At 65.4% G+C, this 24,386-nt stretch carries 20 protein-coding genes; 10 read left to right on the top strand and 10 right to left on the bottom strand.

Annotation, left to right across the window (positions count from 1 at the left end; all coding sequences use genetic code 11):
* Window positions 1–49: 49 nt before the first annotated feature.
* The 9 genes from ACT6QG_RS14405 to ACT6QG_RS14365 all read left to right on the top strand — a co-directional run bounded on the left by ACT6QG_RS14405 (window position 50) and on the right by ACT6QG_RS14365 (window position 12,024).
* Complete coding sequence (locus tag ACT6QG_RS14405) at window positions 50–2,563, top strand: sensor domain-containing diguanylate cyclase (RefSeq protein ID WP_444978251.1); 2,514 nt, start codon at window positions 50–52, stop codon at window positions 2,561–2,563.
* Between the two features lie 223 nt (window positions 2,564–2,786).
* Window positions 2,787–3,287: an RNA polymerase sigma factor gene (locus ACT6QG_RS14400; protein ID WP_444978250.1), complete on the top strand. Its 501-nt coding sequence runs from the start codon at window positions 2,787–2,789 to the stop codon at window positions 3,285–3,287.
* Window positions 3,288–3,426: 139 nt separating this feature from the next.
* Window positions 3,427–4,413: a FecR family protein gene (locus ACT6QG_RS14395; protein ID WP_444978249.1), complete on the top strand. Its 987-nt coding sequence runs from the start codon at window positions 3,427–3,429 to the stop codon at window positions 4,411–4,413.
* 143 nt (window positions 4,414–4,556) lie between these two features.
* Window positions 4,557–6,983, top strand: a complete 2,427-nt coding sequence (locus ACT6QG_RS14390) for a TonB-dependent siderophore receptor (RefSeq protein ID WP_444978248.1) — start codon at window positions 4,557–4,559, stop codon at window positions 6,981–6,983.
* Window positions 6,977–7,921, top strand: a complete 945-nt coding sequence (locus tag ACT6QG_RS14385; protein WP_444978247.1) for an ABC transporter substrate-binding protein — start codon at window positions 6,977–6,979, stop codon at window positions 7,919–7,921. Before ACT6QG_RS14390 ends, ACT6QG_RS14385 begins: the two co-directional genes overlap by 7 nt.
* The gene (fhuB, locus tag ACT6QG_RS14380; RefSeq protein WP_444978246.1) at window positions 7,914–9,938 is read left to right on the top strand and encodes a Fe(3+)-hydroxamate ABC transporter permease FhuB; all 2,025 of its coding nucleotides are present in this window, start codon (window positions 7,914–7,916) and stop codon (window positions 9,936–9,938) included. The genes ACT6QG_RS14385 and fhuB overlap by 8 nt, the downstream gene beginning before the upstream one ends.
* Window positions 9,935–10,801 carry an alpha/beta hydrolase gene (locus ACT6QG_RS14375; protein WP_444978245.1) on the top strand — a complete coding sequence of 289 codons (867 nt, stop codon included), beginning with the start codon at window positions 9,935–9,937 and terminating at the stop codon, window positions 10,799–10,801. The genes fhuB and ACT6QG_RS14375 overlap by 4 nt, the downstream gene beginning before the upstream one ends.
* Before the next feature lies 1 nt (window position 10,802).
* Complete coding sequence (locus tag ACT6QG_RS14370; protein WP_444978244.1) at window positions 10,803–11,585, top strand: ATP-binding cassette domain-containing protein; 783 nt, start codon at window positions 10,803–10,805, stop codon at window positions 11,583–11,585.
* A 139-nt stretch (window positions 11,586–11,724) separates the two neighbouring features.
* Window positions 11,725–12,024: an antibiotic biosynthesis monooxygenase family protein gene (locus ACT6QG_RS14365; protein WP_444978243.1), complete on the top strand. Its 300-nt coding sequence runs from the start codon at window positions 11,725–11,727 to the stop codon at window positions 12,022–12,024.
* Between the two features lie 56 nt (window positions 12,025–12,080).
* Here ACT6QG_RS14365 and ACT6QG_RS14360 read toward each other — a convergent pair whose 3' ends face one another.
* The 10 genes from ACT6QG_RS14360 to ligA form a co-directional block, all read right to left on the bottom strand.
* On the bottom strand, window positions 12,081–12,254 hold the full coding sequence (locus ACT6QG_RS14360) for a hypothetical protein (RefSeq protein WP_444978242.1): 174 nt from the start codon (window positions 12,252–12,254) through the stop codon (window positions 12,081–12,083).
* A gap of 28 nt (window positions 12,255–12,282) precedes the next feature.
* Window positions 12,283–12,786: an NADH-quinone oxidoreductase subunit B family protein gene (locus ACT6QG_RS14355; protein ID WP_444978241.1), complete on the bottom strand. Its 504-nt coding sequence runs from the start codon at window positions 12,784–12,786 to the stop codon at window positions 12,283–12,285.
* 9 nt (window positions 12,787–12,795) lie between these two features.
* Window positions 12,796–14,325: a hydrogenase large subunit gene (locus ACT6QG_RS14350; protein WP_444978240.1), complete on the bottom strand. Its 1,530-nt coding sequence runs from the start codon at window positions 14,323–14,325 to the stop codon at window positions 12,796–12,798.
* A 9-nt stretch (window positions 14,326–14,334) separates the two neighbouring features.
* On the bottom strand, window positions 14,335–15,804 hold the full coding sequence (locus tag ACT6QG_RS14345; protein ID WP_444978239.1) for a hydrogenase 4 subunit F: 1,470 nt from the start codon (window positions 15,802–15,804) through the stop codon (window positions 14,335–14,337).
* Window positions 15,801–16,469 carry an NADH-quinone oxidoreductase subunit K gene (locus tag ACT6QG_RS14340; RefSeq protein WP_444978306.1) on the bottom strand — a complete coding sequence of 223 codons (669 nt, stop codon included), beginning with the start codon at window positions 16,467–16,469 and terminating at the stop codon, window positions 15,801–15,803. The genes ACT6QG_RS14345 and ACT6QG_RS14340 overlap by 4 nt, the downstream gene beginning before the upstream one ends.
* Window positions 16,470–16,494: 25 nt before the next feature.
* Entirely contained in the window at window positions 16,495–17,448 is a 954-nt protein-coding gene (locus ACT6QG_RS14335; RefSeq protein WP_444978238.1) for a respiratory chain complex I subunit 1 family protein, read from the bottom strand.
* On the bottom strand, window positions 17,439–19,427 hold the full coding sequence (hyfB, locus tag ACT6QG_RS14330; RefSeq protein WP_444978305.1) for a hydrogenase 4 subunit B: 1,989 nt from the start codon (window positions 19,425–19,427) through the stop codon (window positions 17,439–17,441). The genes ACT6QG_RS14335 and hyfB overlap by 10 nt, the downstream gene beginning before the upstream one ends.
* A gap of 83 nt (window positions 19,428–19,510) precedes the next feature.
* Window positions 19,511–19,792: a helix-turn-helix domain-containing protein gene (locus tag ACT6QG_RS14325; RefSeq protein ID WP_444978237.1), complete on the bottom strand. Its 282-nt coding sequence runs from the start codon at window positions 19,790–19,792 to the stop codon at window positions 19,511–19,513.
* Window positions 19,793–19,923: 131 nt separating this feature from the next.
* On the bottom strand, window positions 19,924–20,580 hold the full coding sequence (locus ACT6QG_RS14320) for a uracil-DNA glycosylase family protein (RefSeq protein WP_444978236.1): 657 nt from the start codon (window positions 20,578–20,580) through the stop codon (window positions 19,924–19,926).
* 27 nt (window positions 20,581–20,607) lie between these two features.
* Window positions 20,608–22,875 carry an NAD-dependent DNA ligase LigA gene (gene ligA / locus ACT6QG_RS14315; RefSeq protein WP_444978235.1) on the bottom strand — a complete coding sequence of 756 codons (2,268 nt, stop codon included), beginning with the start codon at window positions 22,873–22,875 and terminating at the stop codon, window positions 20,608–20,610.
* Between the two features lie 192 nt (window positions 22,876–23,067).
* Here ligA and ACT6QG_RS14310 point away from each other — a divergent pair, with 192 nt between their 5' ends.
* Window positions 23,068–24,228, top strand: a complete 1,161-nt coding sequence (locus tag ACT6QG_RS14310; RefSeq protein WP_444978234.1) for a c-type cytochrome — start codon at window positions 23,068–23,070, stop codon at window positions 24,226–24,228.
* Window positions 24,229–24,386 lie beyond the last annotated feature (158 nt).

Below are 24,386 nucleotides of genomic sequence, written 5' to 3'. Positions count from 1 at the left end.
GGGGCAGGTAATGGTGCGTAGCGTGTGGAGGCGGATTGGGGTTTTTGTCATGGCCGGCCTCATCATGGCCGGATGCAGCGGCGCTTACCTCGTCTTTCTCAATGCGTCCTTCGACCGGCGCGAGAAGCAGGCGCTGGAGGCCGGCACGGTTTCCGCCAACCAGCTCGCCTATGCCATGGCCGAGAATGCGGCGGCGACCATTCGCCAGGTGGATTTTGCCCTGCGGGGGCTGACCCAGCAATATATCGATAATAACGAGGCCTTCCTTCCCGCTGTCAATTCTGCCATTGCCAGCTTTCCTGCCCTCATGAACATGCAGGTCACGGTTGTCAGTGAGGATGGTACGGTTCTGTATTCATCCCATCCCAACTGGAAATCTGTTTCGATAAGGGACAGGAAATACTTCACCACGCTGAAGGATGGTGATGACATACTTTTTGTTGGAGAGCCGCTTATCGGGCGGTTCAGTGGTGTGTGGTATCTCCAGTTTGCCCGGCGCATGGAAAGGGATGGGCGCTTTGCCGGCGTCATCGTGCTGAGTCTTGATCCGCATTATCTCTCACGGGTCATGGGCGGGCTGGAACTGGGGCCGGAGGACAGCGCCGGTCTGGTTCTGGCATCCGACGGGTCCTATCTGGCGCGCAACCGCGATATTGATAAGCTTCTGGGCAAGAAGGTGAAAGTGAACCGCCCCTATCTGGCGCCGGGTTCAGGTGAGAGCGGGATCTTTATCGACGAGGCCACCTATGAACATGTCGACAGGATTTATGCCTGGCGCCGGCTGCCCAATCTGCCGCTGGTGATTTTTGTCGGCCTTGCCGCCAATGATATCCTTCAGCCCATCCGGCAGGCGCGCTTCAACAGCATGGTCCAGAGCGGCATCATGCTGGGCATTCTGGTGCCCGCCGGCTTTGCGCTCATCATTCTGGAAATGCGTGTGCGCGGCGCCCGCCGCCGTCTGGCCGAGAGCGAGAAGCTCTATCGCAATCTCTTCGAGCACAATATCGCGATCAAGATGCTGATCGACCCGGAGGACGGGCAGATCGTCGAGGTCAATCCCGCCGCCTGCGCCTTCTATGGCTATGACCGGGACCAGATGATCCACATGAACATCATGCAGATCAACCGCTTGCCCGAGCCGGAGGTTCTGCGGAACCTGGAGCAGGTGAAGAACGGGGTGCAGGGCCATTTCCAGTTCTCGCACCGCCTGGCCTCCGGCGAGATCCGGGAGGTGGAGATCTATGCCGGGCGCGTCCATATCGAGGGCCGCCTCCTGCTGTATACGATCATCCATGACATCACCGAGCAGAAGACTCTGGCGGCGCGGCTGCAGGAAAGCGAGATCCGCTATCGCATGCTCTTTACCGCCATGCCGGACGGGCTCATCGTCACCCGCGCGGATGGCTCGATCTCCGAGTGGAATGCCGCGGCGCTGACCATCCTGCACGTCGACGAGGAGGGCCTGAAAGAGCGCATCCCGCAGTTTCTGCCCACGGATGAGTCGCGGCCCTGTTCCATTCCCTATCTGCCGGCGAACAAGGCCTCCAGCGACCTGTATGCGATGGAAACCCCGGATGGCAAAAGGCGCTGGATCTATATCAACAGCCGCCGCCTGCCGCCGCTGGGGGAGACGGGCGAGATCGGCGCGATCACCATTCTTTCCGACATGACCCATGTGGTGGCGCTGGAGGAATCCGCGCTCATCAGCCAGTCCGTCTTCGATGTGGTGCAGGAGGCGCTGCTGGTCGCCGGGCCTGATTTCGATATCATTCTGGTCAATCCCGCCTTTCAGGTGCTCACCGGCCATGGGCGCAACGAGGCGCTGGATTGCAGCCTCTGGGCCCTGGAGCCGCCGCTGTTCCCCGCACAGATGGAGAGGGTGATCACGGAAAGCCTTCAGGTGCGCAACAGCTGGTCGGGGGACATCAGGCTGTGCCGCAAGAATGGCACCCAGTTCACCGGTGCGCTACATATCACCGCGGTCTACAACCCGGATGGGCGGTTGCTGCGCTATGTCTGCCTGTTTCTGGATGTGACGGAAAAGAAGCGGCAGGAAAAGGAGATGTGGCAGCAGGCCAATTTCGATGCCCTCACCGGCCTGCCGAACCGGACCCTGCTGAATGACCGCGTCCGCCAGGCGCTGGCGCAGGCCATCCGCCTCAACCAGATAGCCGGCCTTCTGTTCATTGATCTCGACCGCTTCAAGCCGGTAAACGACACCTATGGCCATGCTGCCGGAGACCTGCTGCTGAAGCAGGTGGGCCAGCGCATTCAGGACTGTGTGCGGGTGGGTGATACGGTGGCGCGCGTGGGTGGCGATGAGTTCGTCATTCTCCTGCCCATGGTCGAGAGCGAGCAGAAGGTGCATGCCATTGCCAAGCGCATTCTGGATGCGCTCAATCGCCCCTTCCGTATCGAGGGGGCCGATGTCGATATTTCAGCCAGTATCGGCATCGCCCTTTCCCGGGAGGGGGATCAGGTGGATGGCCTGGTCAAGCGCGCAGACGATGCCATGTATCAGGCCAAGAAGTCCGGAAGCGGAATGGTATATATCGTGAATTGATGTTCGCGTCTGAAGTGTTTCCGGTGGCATGTATTTATATGTTGCTTCCCTGCTTCCCGTTGTTCGGGAGTGCGGGGTGTTTCTCCCGCTCTCCGTGTATCCGGGCTGTGCGGGCAGTAAACAAGAATGATTATAAGGTTGAATTGCAGAGCTTACCCGCCTGTCAGCCTCATGCTAGAGGAATGCGCTGACTTTATTGCTGCGGAGTGTGGGCGCTTACTTCATGTCGTCAAACCTGTCGCTTGTCTTCATGACACATGGCGCACAACTCAGACGCTATCTGCAGCGCAGGACCGGTGACACCCACACGGCCAATGATCTCGTGCAGGATACATTCGTCAGTCTGCTGGAGCGTCCGGAAGGTCCGGGGCCGGTGCAGGATCTGCGCGCCTATCTGTTCGCCATGGGCCGCAATCTTCTGGTCAATCACCTCCGGCAGGAGGCGCGGCGCAAGACCGATCCTGTCGCGCCTGAAACACTCGCCGCCTTCGCCGCCGACCAGCCAAGTCCTGAGGATGCGGTGGATGCGCGCCTCCAGCTGGAGCGCCTGCACATGATCGTTCGGGAGATGCCCCGGCGCACGCGGGAGATTTTTGTGCTCAGCCGGGTCTGTGGTCTGCGGCAGGCAGAGGTGGCCGCGCGTCTGGGGGTTTCCGAGAGCACGGTGCAGAAACATCTGGCCATGGCCATTGCGCATCTCACCTGCCGTTTGCGCGGGCATTGAAGTGCATTTGCCGCACGCCTTCTTTGGTGCCGCGTCCTGCGGTGTGCATCGGCGCAGGCCGTCTGCTTGCGATATGGAGCCGGAGCGGCCATAGGCTGTGTGCGTGCGCGAGCATGGAAAAAGGGATCAGGTCTGGCAGATGAAGCGGGCCAATGATGCGCGGGGACACGCGCCGGACAAGACCGGGCTGCAAGCCGCCCAATGGGTTGCCCGCATTGATGCCGGCCCGCTGGATGAGGCCGGGCGCACCGCTTTCCGCCTCTGGCTGGAGGAGGACGCGGATCATCGCGCGGCTTTCGAGGAAGCCAGCGCCACATGGCGACAGCTGGCGGGCCTGCGCCATTCTCCAGGCGCCCTTGAGGCCCTGATGCCGGCCTCTCGTCCTTCCATCGCCCGCAAGGCCGTGCGCATCGGGGCGCTGGTCGGCTTCCTGCTGGTTGCCGGCGGCGGCCTCATCTGGAACCAGTTCGGCGATCCCGTCATGCTGATGACATCGGACTACCGCACCGGGCCGGGTGAACTGCGCACGGTGCATCTGCCCGATGGCAGCGTGGTGGAGCTTGGCCCCTCCAGTGCCCTGGCGCTGGATTATGATGCGCGCGAGCGCCGTGTCTCGCTTCTGGCCGGGGAAGCCTTTTTCGTCGCAACGCCGATGCAGGCAGACGAGGTGCGCCCCTTCATCGCCGATGCCGCTGGCGGGCAGACCCGGGCCCTTGGCACCCGTTTCGTGGTGGAGCTGACGGATGATGGCGCGCAGGTGCTGGCTGTCGAGCACCAGATCGAGGTCTCGCTGGGAGATGAGCCGGGCGTGGTGCTGTCTCCGGGCGAGGAGGTGACCTATGAGACGGATGGCGGGATCGGCGAGGTGCAGGCCCGCGATGTCGAGGGAGCCACGGCCTGGCGGCGCGGCATGCTGGTGTTTGATGATGTGCCGCTGCGCGTGGTCGTCAACACGCTCAACCGGTATCGGCGCGGGCGCATCGTCATTCTGGATGGTGCGCTGGCCAGTCGCCGGGTGAGCGGGGTCTTCACCGCCGGCGAGCTGGACGATGCCATCAGCACCATCACCGATGAGCTGGGGGTGCGCTCCCGGTCGGTTCCGCCTTTCATCACAGTGCTTTACTGAAAAAACAGCGATCGCGGCCGGATTTTTTTACGGGTTTGGTCGCCTGACTTGTCTTCCTCACAGGGGCCGGCGTCTTGCCGGCATGCTGTTTTGCCGGCGCAGTGCTGAAATCGCGCGCCCGGCAGGGATGAGGGATGGCGTCGATGACCAGTGGGGCTGAGGACAAGGTGCGGCGCGGGCGGCGCACAGGCGGTGGTGTTGCAGGGCAGGCCATCATGCTGGCGCTGCTTGCCGGTGTCGCCTCGGCGCCTCTGGCGCTCGCGTCTCCGGTTCAGGCCGCGCCGGGCCAGATGGCGTTCAACATCCCCGCCCAGAATCTCAACAGCGCCATTCTGGCCTTTGCCCAGAAGGCGGGTGTGCGGGTGCTGTTTGATACGGGCCGTTTCCGCGGCATGCGCTCGGCACCTGTTTCGGGAACCATGACCCCGTCCGAGGCCCTGGGCCGCCTGCTGGCGGGCACGGGCCTGTCCTACAGCTTCAATGGCCCCGGCCGCGTCACCATCAGCGCTCCGCAGGCCGGGGCGGGCGGGCCCGTGGGGGCGGATGGCGCCATTGCGCTTGCGCCCGTGACGGTGGAGACGGACGGGACGGTGGGCTATGTCGCGACAGCAACCGTCGCGGGCACCAAGACCGATACACCGCTGATCGAGGTGCCGCAGTCCATTTCGGTGGTGACGCGTGATGAGCTGGACAATCGCAATGTCCAGACCCTGCTTCAGGCGGTGGACTACACGCCCGGCGTGCGTACCGGCCAGGCCGGTTTCGATCCGCGCTATGACGCCTTCGCCATTCGCGGTTTCGATGTCACCTATACCGGCATCTATCGCGATGGCCTGCGCCTGCCCGGCGCGAACATGTCCGTTTTCAAGATCGAGCCTTATGGCGTGGAGAGCGTGACCATTCTGCGTGGTCCGGTTTCCGCTCTCTATGGCCTCGGCTCGCCCGGCGGTCTTGTCGATGTCATCTCCAAGCGCCCGGTGGAACAGCCGTTTGGCGAGGTGGAGGTGCAGGCCGGCAATTTCGACCTGTGGCAGGGGCAGGCCGATATTGGCGGCAAGCTGGATGAGGAGGGCAAGTGGCTCTACCGCATCACCGGCCTTCTGCGCGATGCCGGCTCCGCCAACACCCATGGGGGTGGCGTCAACAACATGAATTTCATCGCGCCGGCCCTGACATGGCAGCCGGGCGCGGATACACGCATCACCTTTCTGGGGGAATATCAGGATTCCGAAACCCCCGCGGCGCTGCCCTTCTATGCCTGGACAGGGAATGCGAACACCCAGTTCAGCAGCGCCTATGGTGATTACAACAGCCTGAAGCAGCACCAGTACCGGGTTGGTTACAGCGCCGAGCATGACTTCAACGAGGTCATCACCGTGCGGCAGAACCTGCGTTATGGCGAGATCGACACCAAGGTGCGCTACAACAGCGTGCTCGGCACGGATCCGGTGACCCAGATCGCCAGCCGCTCGGCCACCTATCTGCATGACAAGGTGAAGTCTTTCGTGGTGGACAACCAGATCCAGGCCAATTTCGACACCGGCCCGGTGGAGCATACGGTTCTGGTCGGGCTGGATTATTCCTATCTGTGGCTGGACGGGGTTTACAATTACGGCTCCGCGCCGGGCTACAATCCCATCTTCAACATCCCGCTCGGGCCGGTCATCGATCCCAGCTCGCCCGTTTCCAGCTATCAGCAGCGCCAGGCGCAGACGGGCGTCTATGTGCAGGAGCAGGCGAAATTCGACAAATGGGTGCTCACCCTCACCGGGCGCTATGACTGGGTGTCGATGGATGATCGCAACCGCCTGAAGGCCACAACCGACCATACCAGCGACACCAGCTTCACCTATCGCACCGGCCTGACCTATCTGTTCGATAACGGCCTTGCGCCCTATGTGAGCTATGCCACCTCCTTCGTGCCCAATCTGGGGGTGGACCAGTATGGCAACCCCTTCTCGCCCACCACCGCCCGGCAGGTGGAGGGGGGCGTGAAATATGTGCCACCCGGCTTTGACGGCTATTTCACCGCCTCCGTTTTCCAGATCAACCAGGATAACGGTCTGGTGACGGATGAGCTCAATCCCTTCTTCCAGGTGCAGCGGGGCGAGGTGCGCGGGCGCGGTCTTGAGCTTTCGGCCGTGGCCAATCTGGGCCGGGGCCTCAAGATCCGTGGCGCCTATACTTATCTTGACCTGCGCAACATGTCGGGCGTGAGTGAAACCATCGGCCTCATGCCGTCGGGAATGCCCTATCACACCTTCACCTTCTGGGCCGATTACCAGTTTGACGAGGCCACACTGCTGGCCGGTCTCGGGGTTGGCGCGGGCGTGCGCTATACGGGCGCGACATGGGGCAATTCGCTCAACAGCTTCCAGAACAGCGCCTATACGCTGGTGGATGCGAAGCTGAGCTATGATTTCGCCTATATGGACCCGCGCATGAAGGGCTGGAGCGCGCAGGTCAATGCCCAGAACCTGTTCGATGAGAGCTACATCACCTGCGATGCCGGATATTGCTACAAGGGCAATCCGCGCACCGTGCTGGGCGGGCTGAAATACAAATGGTGAAACGGCTGCCGCACCTGTCCCGCCGGGCCCTGATGCTGGGCGGGCTGGCTGGCCTTGCAGCGCCGGTTCTGGCCGGCGCCGGGGCAGGGGGGGCACGGTCCGCGCCCGCCCCGCTGCGGCGCATCGTGTCCATGGATTTCGGGCTGGCGGAAACCCTGATCGAAATGGGCATGGCGCCCATCGCCGTGCCCAATCCCGGCATATGGGACACATGGGTGGTGGAACCGGCCTTGCCGCCCGGCATCATCAATCTGGGCACGGACCGCGAGCCGAATCTCGAACTGCTTTCGGCGCTGAGACCGGAGATGATCGTCTCGTCGCCCTATCTGGAAGGGCTGCGCCCCTTGCTGGAGCAGATTGCCCCGGTGCGCACCTTCACCATCTATGCGCCGCCCGGTGGGCAACCCTACAGGGCCAGCATCGCCGCCACCCGCGATCTGGCGCGCGATATCGGTGCGCCGGCGCAGGGGGAGGAGCTGATCACCCGCGCCGGGGCGGAAATGGACCTTGCCCGCCGGCGGCTGGCGCAGGCCGGCGTCAACACCATGCCTGTTCTGGCTCTCACCTTCTTCGATGCCCGCCATGTCCGCGTCTATGGTGCAGGCAGCCTGTTCGGGGATGTGATGGCCCGTTGCGGGCTCACCAATGGCTGGCCGGAAACGAGCAATTACTGGGGCTTCAATACCATCGGCCTGGAACAGCTCGCCACTCTCGGTTCGGCGCGCCTGTTGTGTCTTGAACCCATTCCGGCGGAAACGAAGGCGGAGCTGGCGGCCAGCCCCTTGTGGAACAGCCTGCCGGCGGTGCGGCAGGGCCATGTGCAGGTGGTGCCGCCTGTCCTGATGTTCGGCATGCTGCCATCGGCCATGCGGTTTGCCCGCCAGCTTGTGCTGCAACTGGCGGATGGCCGGCCGGGGAGCGGGCGTATCGATGGCTGAGAGCGCAGCCTCCTCCGCCCGGCTCCCCCTGGCATGGCCGGGGCAGCCGGTGGTTTTCCTGCTGGTGCTGTGGGGGCTGGGGCTTGGGGCCGCAGTCTGGAATTTCTCCGCCCATGTGCCGGTGGCGCAATGGCCCGGCGTGACGGGGGGTGCTGAAGGACAAGCGCCGCAACAGATCATTCTTGCCTACAGCCTCGCCCCGCGCCTTGTGGTGAGCCTTCTGGCCGGGGCGGCGCTCGGCCTTTCCGGCGCATTGCTCCAGCAGGTGCTGCGCAATCCCATTGCTTCCCCGACCACTCTCGGGATCGAGTCCGGTGCGGGCCTCGCTTTGTCCGTGGCGATGATCTGGCTGCCGGTGGCGCTGGCTTTCGGGCGGGAGTGGGTTGCGCTGGGCGGGGGTGCCCTGTCTGTCGCCGTGGTGCTGCTGCTGTCATGGCGCAGCCGCTTCTCGCCGCTGGTGGTGGTGCTTTCCGGCATGGTGACAAGCCTGTTCTGTGCGGCGCTGGCCGCGCTGCTCACCCTGCTGAACACCCATTATCTCAGCGGGCTGTTTCTGTGGGGGGCCGGCGCGCTCAGCCAGAATGGATGGGCGGGGGTGACCTTTCTGGCCCCGCGCATTGCCCTTGCCGGCCTTGCCGCCCTGCTTCTGGTGCGCGCGCTCACCCTGCTGGGGCTGGAGGATGCCAGCGCCCGCAGCCTCGGGCTTTCTCTCATGGCGGCGCGTCTTGCCGCCCTGGGGGTTGCCATTGCGCTGGCGGCTTTCGTCGTGGCAACCGTGGGCAGTATCGGTTTCATCGGCCTTGCCGCTCCGGTGCTGGCCCGGCTTTTCGGCGCGCGCCGCGTGGGCACGCGCCTTCTGGTGGCAAGCCTTGCCGGTGCGGGCCTGCTGCTGCTGACAGACCAGTGCGTCCAGCTCATTTCGGGGGCCTTTGCCGATACACTGCCGACAGGCGCGGTCACGGCCATGCTGGGCGCGCCGCTCCTGCTCTGGATGATCCCGCGCCTGAAGCTGCCGCCCGCCGTCACGACGGGGCTCATCCGCGCTTCAGGCCGGCGGCTGGCGCATCCGGTGGTGATGCTTGCGGTTCTGGCCGGGCTGCTGGCGGGGGCGGTGCTCTTCTCCTGCATGGCCGGGCCGGGGCTTGAGGGATGGTCCTTCGTCTGGACGGCGGATGCGGCATCCTTCTGGCCCCTGCGCCTGCCGCGGGCGCTGGCGGCATTGGCCGGCGGGGCCTTGCTCGCCGTTTCCGGCTGCATCCTGCAACGCATGACAGGAAATCCGCTGGCGAGCCCGGAAGTGCTGGGGGTGAGCGCCGGCGCCGCCTGCGGCCTTGCCCTGCTCCTGCTGCTGGCGGCTGGTTTCGGAACACTGGAGCAGACGGTTGCGGCCTCAGGCGGGGCCTTTGTCGCCCTTCTCGTCATCCTGTTTCTGGGGCGCAGCAGCCAGGGCAGCCCGGAAAGGGTCATTCTGGTGGGCATTGCGGTTGGCGCGCTTCTGGATGCCCTTGTCAGCATTCTGATGGCGAGCGGTGATCCGCGTGCCATTTTGCTGTTCAACTGGATGACGGGTTCCACCTATGGCATGCAGATGCAGCCCGCCCTCTTCAGCCTGTGTGCCGCACTGGTGCTGATGGCGCTGCTGCCGCTCATCGCGCGCTGGCTCGATATTCTTCCGCTCGGGGCCGGTGCCGCACAGGCGCTGGGGCTTTCGCCACGGTTGAGCGGCACGCTGCTGCTTGTCATGTGTGCTGTGGCGACAGCCATTGCCACCCTGCTGGTGGGGCCGCTTTCATTCGTCGGTCTGTTCGCGCCCCATCTGGCGCGCCTGCTGGGCTTTCGCCGGCCGCTTCCGGAGCTTTGCGGCGCGGCCCTGCTGGGGGCGCTGGTGATGGTGGGGGCGGATTTTGCCGGCCGGGCGCTGGCATTCCCCTGGCAGCTTCCCGCCGGGCTTCTGGCCGCCATGATCGGCGCGCCGGCTTTTCTCTGGCTTCTCTCGCGCAAACAGGCTGGCTCATGATGCCCTTATCTGCCGCTGCAACCATTCCCGATACGGTTGTTTTCGATCTGGAGTCCGCCTCGGGTGGCGCGCCATGGCGCATCTTTCTCTATCGCCCGCCCACAGAGGCGCCGGAAGAGGGCTGGCCCGTGCTCTATTATACGGATGCCAATGCGGTGGCCGGAATGGCGGCCGATATTATGCGCGTGCAGGCCGCCTATCCGCTTGGCACCGGTATTGGCCCGGGGGTGATGGTGGGGATCGGCTATCCGGTGGATGGCGCATATGATCCGCTGCGCCGGTCATGGGATCTGGGCCCGCCGCCCGGCCAGTCCTATCCGCCCTTCACGCCTGATGGGCCGGAGGTGCGCACCGGCGGGGCGGATGCGTTTCTGGCCTTCATCGAGAATGAGCTGAAGCCGCGCATCGCGCAGATGGCCCGCATCAATCCCGCGCGGCAGGCGCTTCTGGGGCATTCCTTCGGGGGGCTGTTCGTGCTGCACACGCTGTTTCGCAAGCCGGATGCCTTTTCCGGCTGGATCGCCTCCAGCCCCGCCGTCTGGTGGGAGAATGAGGGTATTGTGAAGGCTGCGGAAGCCTTCATCGCCTCGGGCCGACCCGGTGCGGGGCGGGTGCTCACGCTGGTGGGGGAATATGAGCAGAAGCTCGCCCCCTTTCAGGAGGGGGCCGAGGATGAGGAGAAGCGTCGCGAGGGCTTTGTCCAGAGCCGGATGGTCGATCTGTCCCGAGAGATGGCCGAACGCCTTGCCGCAGTGCCGGGCCTGACATCCGAATATGTGTTCCTGCCGGGGGAGACGCACATGTCCGTGCTGCCGGCGACACTGAATCTGGCCATCCGCCACGCCTTCGCGCTGGAGCGTTGAGGTGCGCGCGGGGGATGCGCTTTTCACCCTTGAGGGGGTGAGCGTCACGGTGGAGGGGCGTACGCTGCTCCACACGCTGGACCTTGAGCTGCCGCGCGGGCGGGTGGTGGGGCTGATCGGCCATAATGGCTCCGGCAAATCCACACTGGTGAAGGTGCTGGCCGGCCAGCTTGCACCCGGCAGCGGGCTGGTGCGGCTGGGGGGCAGGCCCCTTTCGGCATGGAACAGCCGGGCCTTTGCGCGCGAGGTGGCCTATCTGCCCCAGACACCGCCGGCGACAGGCGGGCTGAATGTGCGTGAGCTGGTGGCGCTGGGCCGCTACCCCTGGCATGGCGCGCTGGGCCGTATCACCGCGCAGGACCGGGACAAGGTGGAGGAGGCGATCGCCCTGACCGATATCACCGCCTTCGCCGACCGTCTGGTGGATACGCTTTCAGGCGGGGAGAGGCAGCGCGTATGGCTGGCCATGCTGGTGGCGCAGAATGCACCCTGCCTGCTGCTGGATGAACCCACATCCGCGCTTGATATCGCCCATCAGCTCGAAGTGCTGCGTCTGGTGCGCCGTCTGTGTCATGAAAGGGGCATCGGCGTCATCATCGTGCTGCATGATGTGAACATGGCGGCGCGTTTCTGTGATGAGCTTCTGGCGCTGCATTCGGGCCGGCTGGTGGCCCGTGGCACACCGGAGGAACTGCTGAACCCGGATACGCTCGCGCGCATTTATGGCGTGCCCATGGAAGTGTTGCGCCGGGCGAATGGGGAGCTCTATGCGCTGCCCCTGTAATGCCGGGACGGGACTTCCGCAATGGTGAGGAGCCGCCGCGATAATCATGGGAAGAACGCTTGATGCACCGCCCCGAGGGGGTGAGGGGAGGGCGCTGGCGCGATATGCTCTCCTCCCGATCAGGCTGGAAGAGAGAAGCATGATATTCGAAATCGCGGAAATTGAAGTGAAGCCCGGTGCCGAATCCGCGCTGGAAGCTGCCGTGGCGCAGGCCGCGCCCCTGTTCCGGCGGGCGAAGGGATGCCTGAGCTTCCGTCTGGAGCGCACCATCGAGCGGCCGCAGATCTACCGTCTGGTGGTGGGGTGGCAGACCCTGGAGGACCATATGGTCCATTTCCGGGAATCGGAGGATTTCCAGACATGGCGTGGTCTGGCCGGGCCTCATTTCGCAAGGCCGCCGCATGTGGAGCATGTGCAGGTGGCGGTAGAGGGGTTCTAGCCGGCGGTGGTGGCGGGGTTCTGGCCGCCCGGCTCCGGCCGGACCGCCGGAGCCGGCTAGAGAATATCCACCACCCGGCCCTGCCGGTCCACCGCCCGCACCCGGCAGCCGGGATTGGCCCGCGCCGTGGATGTCATGGCGATGAGGATATTGGCGGACAGGTTCTGGACCACCATCACGGTGGTCCAGTTGCCCGTTCTGTTCTGATACTGGATTTCAACCTGATCCATGATGCATTCCTCTCCTGACGGGATGCGGCTACCGTGTCAGCAAGGCCAGAATGCCGGTGAGCAGCGCCATGGGCGTGGGTGGGCAGCCGGGGATGCGCAGATCCACCGGCACCACATCCGCCACCCCGTTGAGGCAGGCATAGGTGCCGCCGAACGGGCCACCGGTGCAGGCGCAGTCTCCAGCCGCGATCACCCATTTCGGGTTGGGCGTGGCATCATGGGTGCGCTTCAGCGCTTCCGCCATGTTCTTTGTCACCGGCCCTGTCACCAGCAGCACATCGGCATGGCGCGGGGAGGCGACGAAATGAACGCCGAAGCGCTCGATGTCATAATAGGCATTGTTCAGAGCGTGGATTTCCAGCTCGCATGCATTGCAGGAGCCGGCATCCACCTGCCGGATCGACAGGCTGCCGCCCAGTTTTTCCCGCACCGCGCCGCGCACCTTCGCGCCAATGGCCGTCAGGGCTGCATCCTCGGGGCCGGGTTCGGTCAGCGGGCCTTTCAGCAGCCCGCCCAGCAGAAGCTTGCGCATGTTCAGGCCCTACAGGTCGTGCCCCGAATAAGAGCAGTTGAAGGATTTGTTGCAGAGCGGAAAATCCGCCACGATATTGCCCTCGATCGCCGCCTCCAGCAGCGGCCACTGGAACCATGAGGCATCGCGCAGATGGGCGCGGGCGATGCGGCCTTCCCCATCCAGGCGGATATAGGCCAGAAGATCGCCCCGGAAGCTTTCCACCAGGGCCACGCCCTCCGCGCCTTCCGGCGGTGTGGGGGGAAGGGGGGCTTCAACCGGGCCTTGCGGCAGGCTCTCCAGCAGGCGGGTGATGAGCGCAAGGCTTTCATCCACCTCCAGCACCCGGATACGCAGGCGCGCATCCACATCTCCCGCCTCCAGAACCGGCACCTCGAAGGAGAACTGGTCATAGGGCGCATAGGGCAAGGCGCGGCGGGCGTCGAAAGCCCGCCCGGAAGCCCGGCCGACAAAGCCGCCGGCCCCGAACTTGCGCACCAGCGTGGCGCGCACATGGCCGGTGGTGACGGTGCGGTCCAGAATCGAGCTGGTCTTGCCATAGAGGGCCACAAGGGCGGGGAATGTCTCGCGCGCGGTGCGCACCAGATCCCGCAGCACGGCGATGCCCTCATCGGACAGATCCGCCCGCACGCCGCCGGGCTTGATGCGATCCATCATCAGGCGGTGGCCGAAGCAGGCATCGGCTGCCCGCAGCACCTGCTCACGCAGCACCCCGCAATGGGCCAGCATGATGGCGAAGGCGGCATCATTGCAGATGGCGCCGATATCACCGAAATGATTGGCCAGCCGCTCCAGCTCCGCCATGACCGCGCGCAGGAGGATGGCGCGGGCCGGCACCTCAACCCCCAGCGCGGATTCCACCGCCTGCGAGAAGGCCAGCGTGGCGGCAACCGTGCTGTCGCCCGAAAGGCGTCCGGCAAGGCGGGCGGCCTTTTCCGGCAGGGCGCCGCGCATGCGCGCTTCCAGCCCCTTGTGCACATAGCCCAGCCGCTCCTCCAGCCGCACCACCGTTTCCCCAAGGGCATGGAAGCGGAAATGCCCCGGCTCGATGATCCCGGCATGTACCGGGCCGACGGGGATCTGATGCAGGTGCGCGCCCTCCGCCGCCAGAAAGGCATAGGGCTCACCATCGCTGGGGCCATCCGTGGCCGCGCCCAGAGGCGCGCGCAGGCCCCAGCGGCCATGGTCCAGCCAGGGGCGCTCATCGGCACCTTCAGCGGTGGTGCAGGTGGCTTTCAGGCCAAACAGGTCATGAATCGTGCGTTCCAGCCGGGCCGCGGGTACATGCACCTGTGCGACGGAAGGAAAGGTGCCATCCGGGCACAGGCAGGTGGCGATACCCGCGCAGCTCTCGGTTTCATCGAAGAGCGCCATATGCACGGCCCCCTCGTCTCCCCACAGGCCGAGCAGGGTGAAACGGTCCTGCATCAGATGCGCCGCCAGCGCCGACCATTGCTGCGGGGAAACCACCGCGCGCGGCCATGGCCGGCAGGCGGGAACCGGCGTGCCCGCGCCCAGAAGTGCCATGAGGCTCTGCATCTGCGCCTCCTATCCCAGCATGCCCGCCACCTGCTGAAGCCAGAGCGCCAGCGTGGCAGGCAGATACAGCCCTGCAAGCAGGACCAGAACGAGATGAACCACCATGGGCAGCCATGAGGCACGGAACGGACCGGCGGGCGCATTGGGCGCACCGAAAGCCATGCCGGAAAGCTTCATCACCAGCGCCCCGAAGGCCAGCAATATTCCCGCCACCAGCGGCAGGGCCAGCAGCGCCATCCATCCCGGCCGGGCAGCGGTGGAGGTGACCAGCAGGAACTCGCTCATGAACACACCGGCAGGCGGCATGCCGGCAATGGCCAGCACCCCCGCCACCAGCCCCCAGCCCAGCACCGGGTGGGAGGTGGTGAGGCCGCGGATCTGGCTGATCTTCTGCGTGCCATAGATCTGGGTGATCTGGCCGACAGAAAAGAAGATGGCGGATTTGGTGAGCGAGTGCATCACCATGTGCAGCAGGCCGGCGAAATTGGCGAGCGGCCCGCCAATGCCGAAGGCAAACATCATGATGCCCATATGCTCGATGGAGGAATAGCCGAACAGGCGCTTGATGTCGTGCCGGCGATACAGCATCACCCCGGTCAGCAGCAGCGAGAGCAGCCCCATCGCCATGAACAGCGGCCCGGGCGACATCGCGCCCGCATTGGCATCCATCAGCATCTTGAAGCGCAGCAGGGCATAAAGCGCCACATTCAGCAGCAGGCCGGAGAGCACGGCGGCAATCGGGGTGGGGCCTTCGGCATGGGCATCGGGCAGCCAGGCATTGAGCGGGGAAAGGCCCGCCTTGGTGCCATAGCCCAGCAGCAGGAACACGAAGGCGAGATTCAGCAGGGCCGGATCAAAATCCGCCACATGCCGGATCAGCACGCTCCACACCATGCCATCCTGCCCCTCGCCCACCACGGGCTGGGCCGCCATATAGACAAGGATGGTGCCGAACAGCGCCAGCGCGATGCCGACAGAGCCGAGCATGAAATATTTCCAGGCCGCCTCTATGGCTTCCGGCGTGCGGTAGAGCCCCACCATGAGAACGGTGGCCAGCGTCGCCAGTTCTATCGCCACCCACATCACCCCCAGATTGTTGGAGATGAGCCCCAGATTCATCGAGAAGACCAGGGTCTGGAACATGGCGTGATAGATGCGCAGGCGGTAGGGCGTGAAGCGCCCGCTTTCCACCTCATGGCGCACATAGGTGGCGCTGTAGAGCGCGGTGGTGAAGGCGACGAACCCGTTCACCACGATGAAGATGATGTTGAGATCATCCGCCAGAATATAGGCGCCCGTCCCGGGCCGGACCGCCAGCAAGGAGAGGGCGGCGAGGAAGGTGAGAAAGCTGGCCAGCACATTCAGCGCGCAGGCGGCGCGCCATGCGGGCACCAGCGCCAGCAGGCCGGCGGCGGCGGCCGGCAGCACCAGAAGCCAGAATGCGCCCGCCCCGGGCACGGCGGTCAGAAGCGCGTTCATGAGCGGCCTCCGCGAAACTGGTCGAGCGCATCCACATCCACCGTGTCGAAGCTTTCACGGATGCGGGACAGCACCACGCCAATGACGATGAAGGCGATGAGAACCGAAAAGGCGACCGAAATCTCCACCACCAGCGGCATGCCGCTGGCCCCGGCCGCCGCCAGGATGAGGCCGTTCTCCATCGACATGAAGCCGACGATCTGGCTCACCGCGTTGCGCCGTGTCACCATCATCAGAAAGCCCAGCAGCACCACCGAGAGCGCGAAGGCGAGATCCTCCCGCGCCAGCGGGTTGGAGCCGACAGTCACGGGCAGCATCACCACCAGCGAAAGCGCCACAAGGCCGATGCCAACCAGCATGGTCGGCCCGAGCGAGAGGGATGTTTCCACCTGCCGGTGCAGGCCAAGGCGCGTCACCATCTGGTGCAGGGCATAGGGAATGATGAGCACCTTGAACACGAAGGCCACGGCCGCCGTGATGTAGAGATGCTCCGAATGCTGGATATGCGCCTGCCAGCCCACGCTGAGCGCCAGCGCCACCGCCTGCAGGGCAAACACCGTGATGAGCGCATTCAGCCGGCCCTGATAGAGCATCAGGAAGGAGATGAGCACCATGCCGCCCGCCAGCAGATGGGCGATATCGAAAGAGAGCTGGCCGATTTCCATTCCGCCCGTTTCCAGCGCGCCCATGTCACAGCCCCCTTGAGACGAACAGCAGCAGCGTGCCGAGCAGGCCCAGCATCAGCGCCGCGCCCATGAAATCCGGCACGCGGAACACGCGCATCTTGGCGATGGAAACCTCGAATGTGGCCAGCAGCCCGCCGCCCACGGCCAGCTTGAGGCCATAGGTGAGCAGACCGATCACGGCCGCCCCCGGCCCTGTATGTGCCGGCGCCAGCCCCCAGGGCACGAACAGGCAGGCAATGAGCGAGATATAGAGCAGCAGCTTGAGCTGGGCGGAAAGCTCGATCAGGGCGAGGTGGCGGCCGGAATATTCCAGCACCATCGCCTCATGCACCATGGTCAGTTCGAGATGGGTGGTCGGGTTGTCGACCGGAATGCGGGCATTTTCCGCCAGCGCCACGATCATCAGCGCCAGCAGGGCCAGCGCCAGGGTGATGCGCAGGCCCACCCCGTTCAGCATCACGCCGGCCATGGTGGAAAGCTGGGTGGACCCGGCCACCAGCGCGATCGCGAACACGATCATGATCATGGCCGGCTCGGCCAGCGAGGCGATCATCACCTCGCGGCTGGAGCCCAGCCCGCCAAAGCTGGTGCCCACATCCATGCCTGCAAGGGTGAGGAAAAAGCGCGAGGCCGCCAGCAGCGAGGCAATGGCGATGAGATCCGCCGACCAGGAGAACATCAGCCCCGTGGCGAAGGTGGGCACCAGCGCCGCCGCCACCCATGTGGCCGCAAAGATGACATAGGGCGCGACACGGAACAGCCAGGATGAACCTTCGGCGACCACCGCCTCCTTCCGGCACAGGCGGATGAGATCCCGATAGGGCTGGAAGATGGAGGCGCCGCGCTTGCGCATCAGCCGCGCCTTGATCTTGCGCACCACTCCGGTGAGCAGGGGGGCGAGCGCCAGCACCAGCAGCATCTGGCCGCACTGGATGAGGAGACCTTCGATCACGGCCATATCGCCAGCACCCCCAGCAGAAGCACGAGCAGCACGAACACCACGGCCAGATACTGGCGGATGGTGAGGAAGGGCAGGCGGTTGGAGCGCTCCACCATCCATGTCACGCGGCGCATCAGCGGATCATAAAGCCAGACCCAGGCCGGATCGTTCTCGGTAAGGGTGATGCGGGCCGGGCGCATGTCGCCGGGGCGCGGCATGTCCACCTGCTCACGGGCGGAGAAGAGCGGCGCGCCGAAGACCCGGCGCAGCGGCTGGGCGAAGCTGGCGGCGCTGTACTGGGTTGCCGGGTCGGCATTGGGGAAGCCACAATCCCACGGCGGCGCCCGGCGCAGGGCGCGCGAGGCGAAGCGGTGGATGAGCGAGACGGCCAGCAGCATGGCAATGGCCATGAAGACCAGCACCAGCAGGCCATTATAGGAGCTGCGGCTTTCGCCGATGGGGATGATGGACAGCCAGGAGACCGAGCTTTGCACCGGCATGCGCGCGCCGGCCAGCGGCCCCACCGCCGCCTGGAGGGCATCCATCACCGGGCCGGGCAGAATGCCGATGAGCAGGCACAGCGCGGCCAGAACCCCCATGGAAGCGCGCGACCAGTGGTCCACCTCATGGGCATCCCGCGCGGCATCCGTGCGCGGCCGGCCGAGAAAGGCGATGCCATAGAGCCGCACGAAGCAGGCCAGCGCCAGCGCCGCGGCCAGCGCCACCAGCGCCCCCACGGCCGGCACCAGCAGCTTCAGCCCCCAGGAGGGCAGGGCCGGGCTGAGCAGAATGGCCTGGAAGGTGAGCCATTCGGAGACGAAACCATTCAGCGGCGGCAGGGCGGAGATGGAGGCCGCCCCGACCAGCACCATGAAGGCGGTGACAGGCATGCGATGAATGAGGCCGCCCAGCTTCTCCAGATCCTTCGTGCCGGTTGCGGTCAGCACGGCTCCGGCCCCGAAGAACAGGAGGTTCTTGAACACCGCATGGTTCAGCGCATGCAGAAGGGCGGCGGTGAGCGCCAGCGCGGCGGCGGCGGGCATTCCGGCCCCCTCGAACGCCAGCGCCAGCCCGAGGCCGACAAAGATGATGCCGATATTCTCGATGGTGCTGTAGGCCAGCACGCGCTTCATATCCACCTGCATCATGGCATAGAGAATGCCCAGCGCCGCCGAGAGCCCCCCCGCGGCCAGAACCGGCATGCCCCACCACCAGGCCGGATCGCCCGCCAGATCGAACACGATGCGGATGAACCCATAGACCGCGACCTTGGTCATCACCCCGCTCATCAGGGCGGAGACATGGCTGGGCGCTGCCGGGTGGGCCAGTGGCAGCCACACATGGAGAGGCACGAGCCCGGCTTTCGACCCCGCGCCCAGCAGGGCGAGAAACAGCACGATGCCGGCGGTGAGCGCTCCCATCTCATGGGTGCGCATGGCCTCGAAGCTGTAGCCGCCGCCGGCGCTGGCCATCAGGCCAAGGGCCAGCATCAGCGCCAGTGTGCCGAACGAGGCCATGGCAAGATAGATCAGTCCCGCGCGGACATTCTCGGGCGACTTGTCCTGTGAAATGACCAGCGCCCATGAGGCCAGCGACATGAACTCCCAGGCCAGCAGGAAGCTGTAGGCATCGCCGGCCAGCAGCACCAGGTTCATGCCGGCGATGAAGGCCGGGAAAAAGGGCAGGACGCGCTGGGGGGCATGTTCATGCCGGCCATAGCCCATGCCGTAAATGCTGGCCGCCGCGCCGCCCAGATTGATGACGGTGATGAAAAAGGCGGAGAGCGCATCGATGCGCAGATGCGCGCCCATTCCCGGAAGGCCCAGCGGCAGGACCAGCGCCGAGGGCAGGCCGAAAAGGCCGCACACTCCCGTGCCAAAGGCCAGTGCCGTGGCCAGAAAGGAGAGGAGATACACAAATGGCCGGGCAATGGCATGCCGGGCCAGAATGACCGCACCGGCAGAGCCGGCCAGCAGCATGGCAATGGCCACGAGCATGAGCGTGACGGACGTGCCGCCGCCGGCGCTCAGGAGGGGCTGGGCCGGGCCCTGTGCCCAGTTTTGCGCAAGGTCGATCCCGTTCATGGGCGCACCTTCGCATCCGCAGTCGCGGGAGCTGGCGCCTTCAGGCGCACCCCGCGCCCGCCGCTGTCGCTCACACTGCCTTCATTGATCAGGCTGATGCCGGCCTGATCGAGCGCGGCCGTGAGCTTCATCAGCGAGTCGACATTGCCGCGGATCACATCCTCGCTGCCCTCCATGCGCTGAATGGTGGGCACGGAGAGGCCGGACAGGGCGGCAAGGCCACGCTGATCCAGCCCGAGAAGTGCACGGGCGGCACGAAGCTGGGCGGCGGTGATCATGCGCGCGACCCCCGGAAAGAGCTGTAGACTCCTTCAGGCTACACCCGCACTTTTATGATCTCAAGCCTTATTTATGATGTTTCATACATCAGTTTGCCCGGAATATATAAGGCCCGCCCGGCGGTGCCGGATCATGGCCGCCAGTCCGGGGCGAAGAGGCTTTTCAGCCCGTCCCGGCTTTCAGCCCTTGTGATGATGCGGAAGCGGGAAAGGTGCGGCAGGCGGATGATGGTCCCCCTCCCGAACCGCGCCCGCGCACCCTGGATCTTCCCCCAGCCGAGGCTGATGGCGCATGGCTCACCGGCTTCCAGAAGCTGGCCCACAGATCCGAAAACCTCCGCGCCCATGCAGATGACAAGGCGGGGCCGGGCGCGGGCGAGAATGTCTTTCCAGAGCGTCTCGCCAAATGTGCGGGCCGCCTTGCGGTGGGGCAGCTCTGCCCAGCTCGGGGAGCGGAAGGGGACGAGATTGCCGGCCAGAACCTGTTCCGGCCGCACGCCGAGATGGTGAAACAATGTGCGTGCCTGCTTTTGCAGCGGGCTTTCACCCGGTGCATGTCCCGCCCAGCTTTCGGTGCTGTAGGCGCTGCCCTGTGCGGGCGCGAGATCGGGGTGGTCCGGCGGGCGCACCTGCCCGGCCGGGTTCAGCCCAATAAAGGCAATATCGGCCTTCTCCAGAACCGCGGCGGGGCTGGCCAGCAGTCGCCAGCCGAGCCCGTATCCGTGTTCCCTTTCAAAGGTCTCGATCCGCGCCCGCAGGCCTGAGCAGAAGAGTGTGGGGTCCTGCACGGCTTTCTCCTTCCCGGAAGGCGCGGATCAGGCCTCTGCGTCAGCCTCGCCCACAAGGGCGAACCAGTCATCCTCGCTGATCACCTCAACGCCAAGGCTCTGCGCCTTTTCCAGCTTGGAGCCCGCGCCGGGGCCGGCCACCACCAGGCTGGTCTTGGCGGAAACCGAGCCGGAAACCTTGGCCCCCAGCCGTTCGGCCATGGCCTTGGCCTCGTCCCGGGTCATTTTTTCGAGCGTACCGGTGAACACCACGGTCTTGCCCGAAACCGGGCTTTCGCGCGCCACCGCCTCCATCGGGGCGGGGGTGACATGGGACAGCAGCGCGGCCACCACCTCACGGTTACGCGGCTCCTGGAAGAAATCCACCACCCCTTCGGCGACAACAGCGCCGATGCCGTCAATATTGGTCATCTCCTGCCATGCCTCATTGCCCTTCAGGCGTCTGGGACGGGCGGCGGTGTCCGCCAGGCCGGGCAGAAGCGCGTCATCTCCTGCGCTGGCCTGCGCGGCAAGCTGCTCCTGTGCGGGTGTCACCGCCGTGAGGGCGGCCTGTTCCAGCGCCTCCACGGTGCCATAATGGCGCATCAGCCGTTTGGCATTGGTTTCCCCCACATGGCGGATGCCAAGGGCGAAGATGAACCGGTCCACCGCCACATTGCGCCGGCCCTCAATGGCCGCGAACAGCTTTTTCACCGAGGTCTTGCCCCAGCCCTCGCGGTTCTCCAGACGCTGGAGCGAGGCGGCGTTCCGGTCTTCCAGAGTGAAGATGTCGGCGGGGGAGGCCAGCAGGCCCCAGTCGAACAGGGCCTGAACCTGCTTTTCACCCAGCCCCTCAATGTCAAAGGCATTGCGCGACACGAAATGGCGCAGCCGCTCCACCATCTGCGCCGGACAGATGAGCCCGCCGGTGCAGCGGCGCACGGCATCGAGCTTGCCGGTTTTCGGATCTTCCTCGCGCACGGCATGGGAGCCGCAGGCGGGACAGGTGGTGGGAAAGGCGAAAGGGTGGGCCTGCGGCGGGCGCTTGTCCGCCAGCACACGCACCACCTGCGGGATGACATCGCCGGCGCGCTGCACCACCACCGTGTCGCCCACGCGAATATCCTTGCGGGCGATCTCGTCCTCATTGTGCAGGGTGGCGGAAGAGACCACCACGCCGCCCACCGTGATGGGCACCAGCCTGGCCACCGGGGTGAGCGCGCCGGTGCGCCCCACCTGTATGTCTATGCCTTCCACGATGGTGATGGCCTGTTCGGCGGGAAACTTGTGGGCGATGGCCCAGCGCGGGGAGCGCGAGACGAAACCAAGGCGGCGCTGCAGATCCAGCCGGTTGACCTTGCACACCACCCCGTCAATGTCATAGCCCAGCCGCGCGCGCTGTTCCTCGATGCGGTGAAAATGCTGCGTCAGTTCCTGCGCGGAGCGGGCGATGATGGTGAGCGGGTTGACAGAAAACCCCCAGCGGCCGAAGGCCTCCACCATGGCGAACTGGGTTTCCGCCGGCAGGGCGGAGGCTTCACCCCAGGCATAGGCGAAGAATTTCAGCGGGCGTGATGCGGTGACCTTCGGATCCAGCTGGCGCAGGGAACCGGCGGCGGCATTGCGCGGATTGGCGAACAGCTTCTCCCCCGCCGCCGCCTGCCGTGCATTCAGCGCCTCGAAATCGGCCCCGGCCATATAGACCTCGCCCCGCACCTCGATGATGTCCGGCACATCATCGCCCTTCAGCTCCTGTGGAATATCGGCAATGGTGCGCACATTGGCGGTGACATCCTCGCCCTGCGCCCCATCGCCGCGCGTGGCGGCAACGGTGAGGCGGCCCTGCTCATAGCGCAGCGAGCAGGACAGGCCGTCGATCTTCGGCTCCGAGGTGAATTCCAGCACCTCGTCATCAAAGGCCAGAAACCGCCGCACCCGGGCGACGAATTCGGCAATCTCCTCATCGGAGAACGCATTGGAGAGGGAGAGCATGGGCACCGCATGGGTGACCTTGCCGAACTTTTCCACCGGGGCCGCGCCCACGCGGTTTGAAAGGCTCTCCGTGCCCTTCAAGGCGGGGAAGCGGGCCTCTATCTCCTCATAGCGCCGGCGCAGGGCATCATATTCGCCATCGGAGACGTCAGGCGCGTCCTCCTGATAATAGGCCTCATCCAGCGCGCGGATCCTGTCGGTCAGCGCTGCATGCTCGCGCGCGGCCTCGTCGGGGGAAAGGCTGTTGACCGGCAAGGGGCGCAGCGAATCCGTGTCGGGGGTCTTCTGTGGCGCGGGGGTCTGGGGAGCCTTGGGGGCGGTCATGCTGTGTCCTCTGTGCCCAAGCGGGGCCGTCTTCACCTCATGGCTATAGAGGCAGAGGTTAAAGCCGCATTTTTTCGGGCCGCGTCTGGCATGAAAAAGGGCTGATATTGGCCTTCGTCATTTGTAAGATGTCCAGACCAAGGGTATGAGCAGGCGCAGAAGCCGTGCATCGGCAGGCCCATGCTGGGGGATATGATGCGGACGATTTTGAAGAATGCAGGACTTGCGGTTGCTTTTTCCGGCGCCGTTTTCACAGCCGGTTCCGCGCTGGCGGATGAAGCCGCCAAGGCCGCCTATATTGATCGCGCCGAGAAGCTGATCGTCGAGACCTGTGACGGCTGCGACAAGGACAAGGGGCCGGACCAGCTGGCGCAGAACCTGTTGAAGGGGGTTGCCGCCTCCATCTCGCCCAGCTCTGCCGAGCCCTATGAGCTGATCACCGTCCTTCTGGCGGGTGCGCCTGCCCATGGTGAGGCGCCCGCCGTGCCGGCTTTCGCCGGCCGCCTGAACGACCAGCAGATCGCCGATCTCGCCAATTATCTGCGCGGCGCGCTGAAGGCCAGCGCCATGCAGCCCGTGACCGCCGAGATGGTGGGCACGCTGCGTTCGGCCCGCAATGTGCCGGATTATGGCTCGCAGGCCGCCTCCACCTTTGATTGCCCGGTGGTGGGTGGCGAGCCCGGCTCCTATGGCGCGCCGGACCCGAAGGCAGTGGCCAGCCTCTCGGCCATGCTGGCCGGTGGCGAGCGCTCCATCCCGGTTCTGGTGGATGCCTATCGCAATGATGACCCGAAGGCCGGCCCCGCCGTGGTGGTGGATGCGCTGGCGGCGGCCTATTGCCCGGTGGTGGCCAAGAGCGATGCGCCCTACTACACCCGCGTGGGTGAGCTGCGCCGCTTCATCCTGCAGGCCGCTGATGACGTGTTCCCGCGGACCCTGCGCGGCAAGGTGAGCGCCCAGCCGATCGTGTGGGCGGTTTCCACCGGCGATTCACTGGTGCTGCGCCAGCCGGCCACCCAGGATGGCCCGCTGTCCTGCCCCTCGACCGAGGCTGCCGGCATTCCCCAGGATCTGGCCGCTGCCGGTGTGAAGATTCTCGGCACCCCGGCCAAGCTGCCGGTGGATGGCGATGCCGCCGCCAAGCTGGCCCAGACCTTCATGAGCGATGTGCCGAACGCCAATCTCGCTACCGCCGCCAATGCGCTGATCTCGGCCTATTGCACGGTCGTGTCCGCGGACAAGGCGCTGGAAGCCCCGCAGCAGAAGGAGTTCGTGAACGTCTTCGGCACGCAGGTCATCCAGACCCTGCAGATGGAAGAGGCACGCCTCGTTTCTGCCGCCGCGGCCAAGTGAACTGTGGTCAGGTGAACTGTGGCCAGGTGAGCTGGGATCAGGTGATCTGTCGCGAAGAGGGGTGAGGGCATGGGGGAATGGGCGCTTCAGTCGCCCGCCCCGCAGCTGGCCGCGCCCTGCATCACCGAGCCATCTGCCCGGCGCTGAAGAGCCGCCGG

Source organism: Haloleucobacter ellipsoideus, assembly GCF_052491725.1.
Note: the sequence above shows the minus strand (reverse complement) of the source record. Positions and strands in the feature narration are given on the sequence as shown.